This window comes from Chitinolyticbacter albus, from assembly GCF_024437655.1.
GTDB lineage: Bacteria > Pseudomonadota > Gammaproteobacteria > Burkholderiales > Chitinibacteraceae > Chitinolyticbacter > Chitinolyticbacter albus.
This window is the reverse complement of record NZ_JANBVF010000011.1, coordinates 1-12,698: the sequence shown is the minus strand read 5'-3', so window position 1 is coordinate 12,698 and position 12,698 is coordinate 1. Positions and strand designations below refer to the sequence as shown.

11 protein-coding genes are annotated in these 12,698 nt (G+C 60.8%); 8 read left to right on the top strand and 3 right to left on the bottom strand.

Annotation, left to right across the window (positions count from 1 at the left end; translation table 11 throughout):
- The first annotated feature begins 197 nt into the window (after positions 1-197).
- Together NLI84_RS09050 and NLI84_RS09045 are read left to right on the top strand one after the other, a co-directional pair.
- Positions 198-482, top strand: coding sequence for a hypothetical protein (locus NLI84_RS09050; protein WP_255989742.1), 285 nt, complete (start codon positions 198-200; stop codon positions 480-482).
- A 105-nt stretch (positions 483-587) separates the two neighbouring features.
- Positions 588-713, top strand: a complete 126-nt coding sequence (locus tag NLI84_RS09045) for a hypothetical protein (RefSeq protein ID WP_255989740.1) — start codon at positions 588-590, stop codon at positions 711-713.
- Positions 714-858: 145 nt separating this feature from the next.
- Here the strand turns inward: NLI84_RS09045 and NLI84_RS09040 are convergent, their stop codons facing one another.
- Complete coding sequence (locus tag NLI84_RS09040) at positions 859-1,053, bottom strand: hypothetical protein (protein WP_255989737.1); 195 nt, start codon at positions 1,051-1,053, stop codon at positions 859-861.
- 917 nt (positions 1,054-1,970) lie between these two features.
- Between NLI84_RS09040 and NLI84_RS09035 the strand changes: the two genes are divergently transcribed.
- On the top strand, positions 1,971-2,246 hold the full coding sequence (locus NLI84_RS09035) for a hypothetical protein (RefSeq protein ID WP_255989736.1): 276 nt from the start codon (positions 1,971-1,973) through the stop codon (positions 2,244-2,246).
- Positions 2,247-2,758: 512 nt separating this feature from the next.
- Here the strand turns inward: NLI84_RS09035 and NLI84_RS09030 are convergent.
- Positions 2,759-3,151 (bottom strand): hypothetical protein, encoded by a 393-nt coding sequence (locus tag NLI84_RS09030; RefSeq protein ID WP_255989735.1) that lies wholly within the window; start codon positions 3,149-3,151, stop codon positions 2,759-2,761.
- An 81-nt stretch (positions 3,152-3,232) separates the two neighbouring features.
- On the opposite strand from NLI84_RS09030, the gene NLI84_RS09025 reads away from it, so the two are divergent.
- Both NLI84_RS09025 and NLI84_RS19295 read left to right on the top strand, forming a co-directional pair.
- The gene (locus tag NLI84_RS09025) at positions 3,233-3,403 is read left to right on the top strand and encodes a hypothetical protein (RefSeq protein WP_255989733.1); all 171 of its coding nucleotides are present in this window, start codon (positions 3,233-3,235) and stop codon (positions 3,401-3,403) included.
- A complete protein-coding gene (locus NLI84_RS19295; RefSeq protein ID WP_255989731.1) occupies positions 3,393-3,548 on the top strand; it encodes a hypothetical protein in 156 nt (51 codons plus the stop codon). The genes NLI84_RS09025 and NLI84_RS19295 overlap by 11 nt, the downstream gene beginning before the upstream one ends.
- Positions 3,549-3,575: 27 nt before the next feature.
- Here NLI84_RS19295 and NLI84_RS09015 read toward each other — a convergent pair whose 3' ends face one another.
- A complete protein-coding gene (locus NLI84_RS09015; RefSeq protein WP_255989730.1) occupies positions 3,576-4,229 on the bottom strand; it encodes a PEP-CTERM sorting domain-containing protein in 654 nt (217 codons plus the stop codon).
- Between the two features lie 249 nt (positions 4,230-4,478).
- On the opposite strand from NLI84_RS09015, the gene NLI84_RS09010 reads away from it, so the two are divergent.
- The 3 genes from NLI84_RS09010 (at position 4,479) to NLI84_RS09000 (ending at position 12,626) form a co-directional block, all read left to right on the top strand.
- Positions 4,479-5,942 (top strand): hypothetical protein, encoded by a 1,464-nt coding sequence (locus NLI84_RS09010; protein WP_255989728.1) that lies wholly within the window; start codon positions 4,479-4,481, stop codon positions 5,940-5,942.
- A gap of 263 nt (positions 5,943-6,205) precedes the next feature.
- Complete coding sequence (locus NLI84_RS09005; RefSeq protein WP_255989726.1) at positions 6,206-11,836, top strand: DUF7379 domain-containing protein; 5,631 nt, start codon at positions 6,206-6,208, stop codon at positions 11,834-11,836.
- Positions 11,837-12,125: 289 nt separating this feature from the next.
- A complete protein-coding gene (locus NLI84_RS09000; RefSeq protein ID WP_255989725.1) occupies positions 12,126-12,626 on the top strand; it encodes a TIGR03067 domain-containing protein in 501 nt (166 codons plus the stop codon).
- Positions 12,627-12,698: the final 72 nt, after the last annotated feature.

Genomic DNA, 12,698 nt, shown 5'->3' with positions numbered 1-12,698 from the left:
CGCCAACTACGAGGGCTAAGATTATCGTCCGGGATGCAACAGTTAGCCCCATAGCGAGCCCCACTTCCTTACATTGAGGCCTCTGCCTTTTGTGGTTCGTGCAACCGCTTAAATAATAGGCATGTGGGGGTATTCAGTAATACCCCCACATTGTCTCGCACACGAGACTTTTGCCCTTTTTTGCCCCCTCCCCGCCCATGAAAAAGCCCCGACGACCGGTCGAGGCTTTTTGCTTGCACCTGGCACAGCTCTACGAAAGAAACGTCGCCGATAATCGCACAAAGTGGCGCGATTTGGTTCTAACGCAATTTATGTTAAGTTACATCGACGAGAATCCGCAGAAAACTGTCATCCCTCAAGGTTCTGTTTTGGTCTCCTTTGGTCCCGACGAACGGTTGCCTATAACAGATACTTTGTTGCACCAAACCTACACCCGCTTCTTGCGGGTGTTTGCTTTTAAAGGGGTGAAAAATGGAACGTAGATTCCCACGAACGGAGTTCAACGCCGATCCAGCCGATCCGATGCATGCGCTGTGCTCGCTCAGCGCGTCGGAAATTGCAGAGAATCACCACAGCCGACGCCAGCCGTGGCGCCCAGAAAGATCGAGCTGGAACTCATCGACCATTACCGGATCGATCGACGCCTGACCGAGCAGCAAGCCGAGCTACTGGATGGAACAATGCGGCAGCGCGATTTCTACAAGCAGCAATGAGGGCTCGAGGCGCGCTGGGGCCCATGCTGGCCAATTCATTTTCGTAATGCACCCAAGTTAAGCGAATAGTCTGTAAACAAACAGCCCGGATTTATGCCGGGCTGTTTGCTGAAAACGCACTTCAACGGCTAGGCCATTCCACTGCTTACGAACGGCAAAGAAGGTAATAGTAAGAAGCATTACCTTGACGGAAGCCGAAGAACTGCAAGCCCTTAGCGGCGCAGACAGCGGGGCCATCAGGCTGCGGGGATTGGTAGCTAACCGGAATTGCTACAACCTCAGCTTGAGCTGCCGCAGAAATACCCAGGGCCAGTGCAGCCAGTGCGAAGAACTTTTTCATCGACTTCTCCAAGAATAAGTACGCTATAAGTGCCGAGCTAGCCGCAGTGCTATGCGGCCAACTTCCGGCGTAAGGCCAACATCAGTTAGCGGAGGGGATGCTAACACTAAATTATTTTCACATTACTTGCCTTAAGCGAATTGTTGTGAAAACACAACCACAGTCAATTCAGCGTTGCCCTCCCCTGACTTAAGCCCAGTTGCCGAGCCATCCAGCCCCGATGAAACGCGCCCGACATCTGTGGCGTCGGCATCACGACCGCTGAGGCGTGGCGCGCTGGCCGTGAGCCAGCGCCATGGATGGCGTATCAGTTGCTGTTGTTCTGGGCGCTCGGCCGTGTGCCATTCGGACCGTGGACTGACCTGGCGCTTTGTCGAGGACCGAATCTGCGCCCCTGGGAGGAAGCCAGCCGTGGCACCTCGGCAGATCGTCGACGCTTGACCGAACAACAGGCCGAGCTGCTGGATGGAACGATGCGGCAACGGGATTTGTACTGGCTGCGGTTGCCGCCCTTAGCCGAGACGAGCTGCGAGAACGACACTTGCGCCAAAACAACGTGCTCCGGGAATGCTTCAACCAAGCGCCAGAACATGGGTTGGTCTCATGGGTGCTGTTGGTTAGCAGGTGGGGGAGGTGGTGACCTCAGACGCGTGCACCCTGCCCTAGCTTGCATCTTTCGGGCGCTACGCGGCCGAATCGGGCTGGCACCCGACCGATTCATTCAGCCCGTAAAGCTAGCGTTTGCTCAGTCATCGAGTCATCTTATGTGCTTATCAAATGTGCATATTGATGCACCGTTGGTCGTGAAATTATGGCGATGCACTGAAAGCCCTTTCAGGTAGATATATGAACTTAACAATTCATCTTGACGTTCAGAATGGGTCGCAATAGCGAAAGAGCACACCATGGAGAATTCGATGTATCTGCTCGGACAGCTGTTTGGGCTGATCTACGCCGATCGCAAAATACCGTACGAGCTGGAAATAAAATTGTTGACCCACCCTCAGGAAGCGTTTCATGCATTGTTGTTCCGGCCTGAAACCATCGAAATGATCAACGATCCGCGCTTGATCCACTTGGTGGAATGCATTCCGATCTGGCAGCCCTATTCGCCACTGGCCGTGATAGACATAAAGGCTTTCAGGAACGGTGTTACTGACATGAGGCGCAGCCTGCAACAAAAGGGCGCATAACATTGCGAAAGCACCCTCTAGAACGGGCCCCACCAACGGCTTAGCGACCGTGTGACAAACACCTACCTACAAGCGGTCGACCTCGGGGAGCGTATCGGGCATTCAGCCCATGCGATGAACTCAAGATACCGCTCCCTGGCGTTCTCTCAAAGGCGCAACCCAATGAGGATCAGGGCGAGGATGATGGCGCGTTTCATACGGATGCCCTCGCTTGCTCGGCCGGCTGCTACTGGTGCATTTGCGCAGGTTGCTCCTGTGGCGGCGCGAGATGTGGCAGGTAGATGCCGTTTGCCACGATGGTGCGGCACAGATCGTCACCCATATCAATCGGCGTGGCTTGATGCGAAATCGACCGCATGGCCGACCATACTAGCCGTCGCGCTTCTGGCACACCTAATGCACAACCATTATTCCGAGCTGTCAATTTTTGGCGTGCTGGCTTGACCGCTGCTGCTAGCCAAGCCGCCGTAAGGCTGTTGCCCGCCATCGCAAGGGTCTTTGTGATCAGAAATCTACACGACTCCCGCCTCGGACAGCCAAAGCTCGATCCAGAAATTTCGCTTGGATTCGTCTTTTTCGGCGACGATTTCCCGCGACGCGATGATCTCGATGGGATTGATCCCGATGATCAATGCCAACTTGGCCGCGTGGTAGTCGGTGATTTGCACCGCCCCAGATCGGAATGCGGCAAGCGCGTCGTCCTGCAGCCCCAGCTTTCGCGCTAAAGCCTCGTCTGAAATTCCACCGAGCGCGGCACCCGCCTGATTGAGATAGTTACTGACCTTCTTGACCTCAAATTTCATCGCTTCCTCGCTTTCGCTTCGCATCCTGCCCAACTGAAGACAGAGGGCTGCTCGCCGCTGGCGATGGGTCGAGCCAACAGCAAGCAAAACTGCGAGCACCAAGGGCAGCGCTGGCTCCGGCGCTCGCCATATCGTACGCGCCACCGTGCCGGCACGGCGCCGGACGTTTTATAGAATCAAACGGTGCATGGGATCGATACACCTTTGGTCGAGCTCTCCAACCACCTGATGCGCCATTCGGATGTAAACCTGATTCTGGCCACTGGCGGCCCGGGCATGGTGCGCGCGGCGTACTCCAGCGGCAAGCCGGCGATCGGTGGCGGTGCTGGTAACACGCCGTGTGGTGATCGATGAAACCGCCGACATCAAGCGCGCCGTTGCCTCGATTCTGATGTCGAAAACCTTCGATAACGGCGTGGTGGTCAGGGACTGCCGCGTCGAGGGCAAGACCCGCCGATCGAAGCTGGTTCCGGGCTTTCCTGTTCGAGCAGGTGCATGAATGAAGCCGACTTGCGTCGGCTTTTGCTTAAGCGGCGATTGCTGTTGCCTGCGATTTTTTCCTGCGCCGTGTTTTCGCCATCAAGGCAAGCAGCCCTACCCCCATCAGGGCGTATGTTTCCGGCTCGGGAACGGCATAAACGTGCGTCCCGACGGCCCACGCCCTGATTATCGTGGCATTTTGTATTCCGGCTATATTTTCAAAAGTAAATTTCTGCGATTCGTTGCGAGGCGACGTCAGCTTGCCAAAATCCTCGCTGACGCTGAAGGCGTAATATACGTTGGGCGAGCCATAGTCAAATCTGAAGCTCGTCAGATTTGTCCAAGTATAGTAATGCTGCTGCCCGTGCCCAGCCACGGGCGTATTGGGTTCTGCAACAGCGGGGACCGTGTAATAACCTAGCGCAAAATTTCCGCCAGACAGGCTTGCAAACGTTTTTCCAAGCACTGCCCCACTGATCGCGGCTTCCCAGTTTTCCGTCATGTTGTGAGCCGATACCTGTTGCATGAGCCCAAGCGCCAGGGTGGATAAAACCAACAAACGCATACGCATCGTCATTTCCTTTCGATATTGGATCGTGCCAACACCTTCTTCGGTGATGTTGCATGGCTTGTTTTCAGCCATTTCATTTTGAAAATGAATATAGAGCCTACCCAGGCGTTGGCGTGTTGTATCTGCCAAACGGATTGTTCGGTTGTGTTAACGGCTCTTGATAAGAATGACATAATTTTCTTATTAATTTGACTGGTTACGGACAACCACGCAGCCCAAGCGTCGATCACGCTCGCTGGCCGCGGCGAAGTGCACGGTGGACGCGGTGCATACGCGTGCTATACCAGAGACGGCCCAGATATCGACGTCGTCGTACACCAGAGCACGCTGCGAGCCCATCGAGGCACGGTCACATTTCGGTCGAAAGGAGTAAGAAGAATGGATGCGCCCCCCACAAAAAAGAGAAAGCTGGCTGAGCCCGAAGATGTCTTTGACGCCAATCCACAACGGCCCGCCCCTACCCTACGAGGCGATCCGTTCACGTCGAATATCAAACACCTCGCGAACGGCGTTGTCACGACCGTTAGCAGTGTAAGTGCTCAATTGAAGATCCCTTTTGCAGTCGGGCCTGACATGGCCCATGCCTTACATAAGGAAGTTGATATATACGGGACTTACTCCGTTCTACCCAGATATGGAAATAAGCCGTGGACACAAGGCTTGATGAACCCCATGGGTGCCACCTCATACTTCGGGGTTGATGAAACGCGTGGCCCAGAGACCACCACCAAGACAGGAAGGCCCAAACCTGGGCCGGTTATTAGTCGAGATATCGTGGGGAAGGCGGTTCCGCTCGACATGGACCTCAAAACCGCTACGATCGAGAGCCGAGCAATGAAGTTCCTGGCGCTCGATGCACCCACATACAAGCCCAAAGCGTCGGATGAAAAAACTCGGTTTGATAACGACAACCAAGCTGAATTTCTTGGTGGCCTCACCATGGGCTCGTATGTCGAAGAGATCACCGGAAAACGCAGCATCGGCATCGGGAAAACGGGCTCTGGCATGCGGGCTATGACGCTCGCCTCCAAGTGGCGAATGCAAAACAGCGGCACTACCAGTGAAGCAGGTTTTGGCCAGAATCTGCTTGCATCCTTCCCTCAGCTAGGTAAAGGAGAACTTAAGAAGGCAGTCGCCGATGCGGGCTGGGATGTCCTCAAGCAAAGGAAAGGGAAAAAAGAACCGCTGATGGGGGCAGCCGCGCTTGAGGATGAAGTCCGCAAAGGCGGAGCCGACGCAAAACACGTCTATGCACACCATCAAGGCATGTCAGGTAGCGTGTACAAAGCCCATATCGAAGCTCGGGATGCGGCTAAACGCCGCTTTGACAAGAAGTTCAGCGACTTCAAAGCAGGAGTGGATCCCAAGACGCTTGGAAAAAAATGGGACTCCAGTCAAGGCTTTCTTTCTGGGCTTGATACGGCCTCCAATCGGAAACAGATTAAGGAGGTTCGGGAAAATTATGTCGCGGCGAAGCTCGCTAGGCACGACGTTGAAAACTACGCGGGTCCAAGGGCGCTTGCAAAGCAAGAATTCAAAAAAGGGGGGCATTCAACGATAGACAAAAGCCTAGACCCGACAGGATATAAACGTGAAAAGCATGCGTTCGTGAAGAATATGCTCACCGACCACGGTTTTTCCACTGCCAAACTCGATGCCTCCCGCCAGGCCAAAGATAAATTTTCCGCGAAGTTTTCCGAAGCGAAAGCCGGCAATGCGGTCCAAGGAAAATGGTGGGACAACAAAGCTAAGGCAGTTGATTTTTCATCGTTGAATGAAGACGACCGAAAAAGCCTTAAGCAGGAATATGTCGCTCGCAAAACTGGGAAAATTCCCAGGTAAAACTACGGATACTTTTCGCGCCACGGGCTACTGATCACCACCTTTACGGGTGGATGGTCGCGTACTACCTCTGCCCTCCCCCTGCCTGGAGTTTCTAGGAGACGATTCTGCGTGAGAGGCTTTCGTAGGTGTCCGGGCTAGAAGCAACACCTACACGTAGCGCGGTACTTCTCGCCCCAATCCGGACGCAGAACTTTCCGTCGCATGTCTGAAAATGCAACCTAATATTCCTCCATCATCGGCTTCTGCATGGAGTAAACAGCATGGAAGCGAGCAAAGACGGCAAAGCTGCGTTTGAAAAGCTGATGGCAGATACGGCCGTCATGGCCGCGCCGCGCCCGCCGACCCGAGGTGAAGCGGCGCAGGGCCAGTTCGATTTCGATGCACAGGAGCTGCAGAGCAAGAATCTGCTGGCGGTGTATTTCGTCGATGGCTCGGTGTGGTACACCAACCCGCAGGAATTCCTGGCCCAGCACCCGGTGGAATCGGCATCGCGTGGCGCCGGCGAAGGCGCCAAGGTGCGGCTGCCGGCGGCGCTGAAGGCGGCCAACCAGCGCGGCGATGGCGGCGGCGCCACCGTCAACGGCTATATCATTTCCAAGCTCGACGAGCCGTCCACGCTGGACAAGATCTATGACACTGGCGGCTGGCTCAGCCGTCAGCTCGACCGCTGGACCGGCGGCGCCAAGTCCGACGCCGTGACCCGCCGCGCCGGACTGGTGCTGTGCCGCGGCTTCGAGGATCACACGCTCAGCCGCGGCGTCGGCCTGTTGTCGCTGCCGCCCAAGGACAAAGCGCAGCAATCCTGGCCGAAGGAGCTCAAGGGCGAGCGCCCGGTGCTGCTATTCCTGCATGGCACCGCCTCGTCCACCGAGGGCAGCTTCGCCAAGCTGTGGGACGAGCACCGCGACGATTTCAACCGGCTGGCGACGCACTACGAGGCCGTGCTGGGTCTGGAACACCGTTCGCTGACCGAGAGCCCGCTGGAAAACGCCATCGCCTTTCTGAAGATGGTTCCGACCGGTACGCGGCTGCACCTGGTCTCGCACTCGCGCGGCGGCCTGGTCGGCGAGTTGCTCAGCCTGGCGCATAGCACCGACCAGGCCAAGGCCCGCAGCGCATTCCTGCGCGCGTTCCAGGGTCATCCCGATCTGGACGCGGTGGACTCCTTCTTCGATCTGCTGGCGACTCGGCGATTGCAGGTGGAGCGGTTCGTGCGCGTCGCCTGCCCGGCCCGCGGCACCCTCTTGGCCGATCGCCGCACCGATCTGTTCCTGTCGTTACTGCACCAGGTGGTGGGATTGGCGGTCGGCGGCGTGGCCAATACGCTGTACCAGGCGCTCGGCGCCCTGGCCAAGAGCCTGGTCGCCCAGCGCGCCGATGCCAACGTGCTGCCCGGCCTGCAGGCGATGATCCCGGGTTCGGCATTGACCCGCGCGCTCAACCTCTATCAGCTGGAAGTGGACAGCGAGCTGCGGGTGATCGCCGGCGACTGCGAGGCCGGTGGCGGTTTGGCCGGCCTGAAGACGCTGCTGGCCGATGTGTTCTACGCCTTGCACGACCACGATTACGTGGTGCAAAGCCGCTCGATGTTCGGCGGCCTGGCGCGGTTGCAGAGTCGCGCCAAGAGCCTGTTCGTGCACGGCGCCAACGTGTCGCACTTTTCCTACTTCGGCAACGCGCAGACCGCAAGGGCGCTGCTGTCCGCGCTGACCGGCAACGACGCCGACTTCCAGGCGCTGACCCAGGACGAAGCGCGCGCGCGTGGCGTGCTGCAGGCGCTTGGCACGCCGCAATACGCGCGGCTCGATCCGCACGAGCAGCTGCGTGGGCTGTATGCCGGCGCCAATGCGCAGCGGCTGCCCATCCTGCTGGTGCTGCCCGGCATCATGGGCAGCGAACTGAGCATCGGCCAGGAACGGGTATGGGTCTCGATGGGCCTGCTCAATGGCGATATCGAGCGCCTCATTCCCAGCGAGCAGGACGGGGTGGCCGCAACCGGCCTGCTACCCTACAGCTACGAGCGGCTGCTTGCCCAGGCCGCATCGCGCTTTTACGTGATCCCCTTCCCTTTCGACTGGCGCCGACCGCTGCAAACTTCAGGCGAAGCGCTGCGCACCTTCCTTGCCGGCGTGCTCGATTGGGCAGAGCGCCAGCCCAGCACGCAGCCGGTCCACCTGCTGGCGCACTCGATGGGCGGACTGGTTTCACGGTTGATGATCCACCCGCTGGGCAGCACCGACGCCCAAGGTTCGACCGAATGGCGCCGGCTGAAGTCGCTGGGTGGGCGCCTGCTGATGCTGGGCGTACCCAACGGTGGTTCCTACGCGCCGGCGCAGGTGGTCACCGGGCGCGACCCCTTCGTCAACAAGCTGGCGGGGCTGGACATACGCCACTCGGCGGCGGAATACGCGGCGATCACGGCGCACTTCACCGGCTTCATGCAGATGTTGCCGGCCAAGGCAGACAGCGATTGGCCTGGCGATTTGACTGTCCCCGCCACCTGGGAGGAGCTGGCGAAAACCGACCCGAACGGCCCGGCGGTGCGCCCCGCCGCCGCGGTGCTGCAACAGGCGGCCCAGGTGCGCAACCATCTGGCCGCAACGCGCGAATTCATTGCCGGCGAAGAAGCGGTGGTCTACGTGGCCGGTCTAGCGCCGGATACACCCGACGGCATTGAACTGGCCAAGGAGTTGCCGGGCATACCGGGCCATGCGCTGCCGCGCGCCGATCCCGCAGGCTTTCATTTCCAGAAGTGCAGCAAAGGCGACCATCGGGTGACCTGGAAGGCGGGCATCGTCACCCCGCCGCAACGCACCTGGTATTCCAGCCGCGCCCATGGCGATCTGCCCGATGACCAGGCGGCCTTCGCCGACTACTTCAACCTGCTGGCCGGGGCCACGCGCTGCACCCGACTGACCCAGACACCGCAGCCGGCAGCGCGCGGTACGGCGACAGCACCACAGGACAGCGGTGCGGTGCAACTGGAGTGGGCCAGCCTGCCTGACGAAGCGATGCTATCGGCCGCCGCGCTTGGCGCGTCGCCACCGCAACCGGACGGCAGCACCGCGTCGCGCCAGCCAATGCCGATCCGCGTTGGCGTGGTGCACGGCAGCCTGGACTACGCCCGCCACCCGCTGATGGTCGGCCACTACGAGAGCGATGGCCTTTATTCCGCCGAGAAGTACCTCGATCGCAAGCTGAACGGCCAATTGAGCATGCTGCAACAGCTGAGCCTGTATCCCGGCCCGCTGCGCACCAGCACGGTGGTCCACCCCGACAGCGCCGGCCCCGCGGCGCGCCACCCGGGCATCCTGGTGGTCGGCCTGGGCCCCGTAGGCGCCCTCAACGCGGGCGCGCTGGCTGAATCCATCACCCGCGGTGTGCTGCGACTGGTGCTGGATCAGCTGGAACGCGGCCAGGGCGCGCAAGTGGCGCTGTCCAGCCTGCTGATCGGCACCAATGCCCAGGCGCTCTCCAGCCGTGAAAGCCTGTTGGGGCTACTCAACGGCGTGTGGCGCGCCGCGCAGATCATCGCGCGCGACCCCGTGCTCTCCGGCAAGGTGCAATTGCCGGAGCTGGAGATCATCGAAATCTGGGAAGATCGCGCGCTCAACGCCGCGCACGAGCTGCACACGCTGCTGGCGCGCCCCGAGTGGCGCCAGCGCTTTTACTTGGCCGATCCGCCGTTCGAGACGCGAGTCGGCGGCACGGCACGCATTCGCTACGAGGAAACGGCCAGCTGGTGGCAGCGGCTGCGCGTGGTGCGCAACGAATTGGGAGGACTGTCGTATTCGCTGATGGGAACCCGGGCACGTGCCGAAAGCACCCGCGTGGACGTATCGGTCAAGGACATGGCCGAGATCGCCGGCGATGCGCAGGAAAGCCTCAACCCCGAGATCGGCCGCGCGCTGTTCGAACTGCTGCTGCCTTACGAGCTGAAGGACACGCTGGCCCAGTTCGAGGACACCGTGCTGGTGCTGGACGAGGCGACGTCGCGCCTGCCGTGGGAGTTGCTGGTCCCCCCCGGTGAGCACCGCGAACCCGATCGGCCGCTGGCCATCCAGGCGTGCATGCTGCGCCAACGCGAAACCGCCGACTACCGCGCGCTGCCCAAGGCGCCGCTGCGCAATGCCGCGCTGGTTGTCGGTGACCCTTCCCTCAAGGCGGCGTTGCCCGCGCTGGCCGGACTGAAACCGCTGGACGGAGCACGGCGCGAAGCCGAGGAAGTGCAACGGCGGCTGGCGCAGGCCGAGTGGGAGATCAAGGCGCTGCTCGGCGCCGAGGCCAGCGCCATCCGCACCCAGTTGCTGGCTGGCGACTACCGCATCCTGCACCTGGCCGGGCACGGCGTGGTCGATGTCGAGGCCGACAGCGTGGAAGTGCTCGGCACCCGGCTGCCGCTGAAGCAGACCGGCATGGTGCTCAGCCACGGCCGCCTGCTCGGCGCCGCCTATGTGAAGCAGATGTCCATCGTGCCCGATCTGGTGTTCATCAACTGCTGCTATTCCGGCCTGGACGGCGCCCGCGAGGGCGCAGCAAGCGATTTCCCCATCCTGGCGGCCAGCCTCGCATCCGCCTTCATGGGGATGGGCGCGCGCGCCGTGGTCGCGGCCGGTTGGGCGGTGGATGACGCCGCCGCATTGGCATTTGCCAGCAGTTTCTACGACAGCATGCTGTCGGGCGAGCGCTTCGGCCAGGCCGTGCTCGCGGCGCGGCAGCGCGTCTATGACGAATTCAGCCAGCAGAACAACACCTGGGGCGCCTACCAATGCTACGGCGACGGCGACTTCCAACTGGCGAGCCGGCACGGGCATGCGCACGATTACGACAACGCCCAGCACGGCACCGACTTCATCTCGCCGCGTGAACTGGCAGCGCGCGTGGCACAGGTTGCCAGCAGCGCCGGCGACCAGGATACCGGCCTGCTGCTGGCGCAACTGAACGACCTGCAACAGCGGGCCACGGCGCAGCAATGGCAGGACAACAGCGCAATCCAGGCTGCATTGGGCGCGGCCTACTACGACCTCGGGCAACCGCAGCTCGCGGCGCAATGCCTGCTGCGCGCGCTAAGCCAGGACGGCTATTCCCAGCTGCGGCTGGAGGATCTGCTCGGGCTGATCGACGCGGTGTCGCAAGGCCCCGACGGTGAGATGCTCGCCTTGCAATTGCTCGACAAGCTCGATGACCTGGAGCGGCTGGCCCTGCGCAACACCGAGCTGGCTTCCCCGGACCAGACGGCAATGCGTACCACGCCGGCGGTCGGCGCGCGCGCCAGCCTGCGTGGCGACATCCTGCTCCAGCGCGCGTTGCGGCTGGGGGCCGCGTCTGATGGATTCCAGGCCACGCTGATCGATGGCCGTAACGCCTACCTGGACTGCGAGGCGGCGCGGGACAGCGAGGAAGATCGCGCCTATGCCACCTCCAGCGTGCTGTTGCTGGAAGGACTGGCCCATCTGCTACCCAATCATGACGACGCGAGCGACCGGCAAGTGGCCGACCTGCTGAAAAAAAGCGTGGAAAGCGCGACGCGCCTGCGCGCGCGCTTTCTCGACCCGACGCGCCCATGCCTGGGATTCTGGGACCACACCAACTCGGCGTCGCTGGGTATCGGTCTTTACCTGAGCGGCAGCGGCGAGCTCAGCGACGAGGAGAGGTCGCTCTTGGCGCAGGCGCGCGAAACGCTGCTCGGCGTACTGATCCGCGGACCGTCACCGCTGGAGCTGAAATGGATGGTGGATCGCTTAACGCTGATCCGACTGGTCTGTGGCCAGGTCGCGCAGACCACGCCTGCCAGCCGGCGCAAGGGCGCGGCGCAAGCGCGCGAGCGGGCGAAGCAACTGGATGCCATGGCCCAGGTGGTGCTGGAGGCTTTTGAGCGCCAGTTGGGTTGAACCGGAAGCGCGCGTCGCAACGGCGCGCGCCCCGATTCACGCAGGCCATCAGGAACGACAAACGCCGAAAGCCAATAAGGCGCGCCCACCACGGCAAAGCCACTCCCCGTGGGCCGTTACGTGTTGATCGGCCGGACATCAGCGCCCCTGCCCTTGGCTCGCGACGGCCAGTCAGGAATACGCCGATTTGATTTAAACTCAACGGCGCCCCGGAAACCGGGTGCGATTCATAGGCCATTGCCTGGGTGAGGCCCGGGGTCCTACGAACAACGGGAAGCATGCACTGGGCGTGCAATCGATAGGTTTTTTGCAAGGGATTGATATGTTGCGACGGCTGGTGGCGCTGGTTTGCTTGGGGTTGCTCGTCATGAGCGGCGGGGTTCTGGCGGCCAAGGCCAAGGCGGTCAAGAGTGACCTGGAGAAGCTCCAAGGCACTTGGGATATCGTCGAGGTGGTGAACAATGGCGCTCAGGTCGCCCAAGACCCAACGCGCCGCGGCCAAGTGGTGTTCAACGGTGCAATGATGACCGTGCAGGAAAGTCCGGATGAAGCGGAACCGCGCAAGTTCCAGTTCACGCTCTATCCGCGCGAAAAGCCGAAAGCGATCGACATGACGACGCAGAATGGGGAATACCAAGGGTCGCTGAACGGGGCGATCTATGAATTGGAGGGGGACACCCTGAAGCTGTGCGCCCCCAATTCTCCGGACGTGGATGAGCGGCCGATGCAATTCAAATCCGAAGAAGGATCAAGCAACGTATTGCTGATCCTCAAGCGGGTGAAGCGATAGAGGGCATGGCGGCGCGCTAATCTGCGGGCAGCGCCTACGGCGCGGTGTTTACATGCGCGTTCCGCCGCGCCC

What these genes read in the sequence shown, in the direction of transcription:
- NLI84_RS09035 (WP_255989736.1), top strand. Translation starts at nt 1,971, where the DNA reads ATGTATCTGCTCGGACAGCTGTTTGGGCTGATCTACGCCGATCGCAAA.
- NLI84_RS09005 (WP_255989726.1), top strand. Translation starts at nt 6,206, where the DNA reads ATGGAAGCGAGCAAAGACGGCAAAGCTGCGTTTGAAAAGCTGATGGCA.
- NLI84_RS09010 (WP_255989728.1), top strand. Translation starts at nt 4,479, where the DNA reads ATGGATGCGCCCCCCACAAAAAAGAGAAAGCTGGCTGAGCCCGAAGAT.
- NLI84_RS09050 (WP_255989742.1), top strand. Translation starts at nt 198, where the DNA reads ATGAAAAAGCCCCGACGACCGGTCGAGGCTTTTTGCTTGCACCTGGCA.
- NLI84_RS09040 (WP_255989737.1), bottom strand. Translation starts at nt 1,053, where the DNA reads ATGAAAAAGTTCTTCGCACTGGCTGCACTGGCCCTGGGTATTTCTGCG.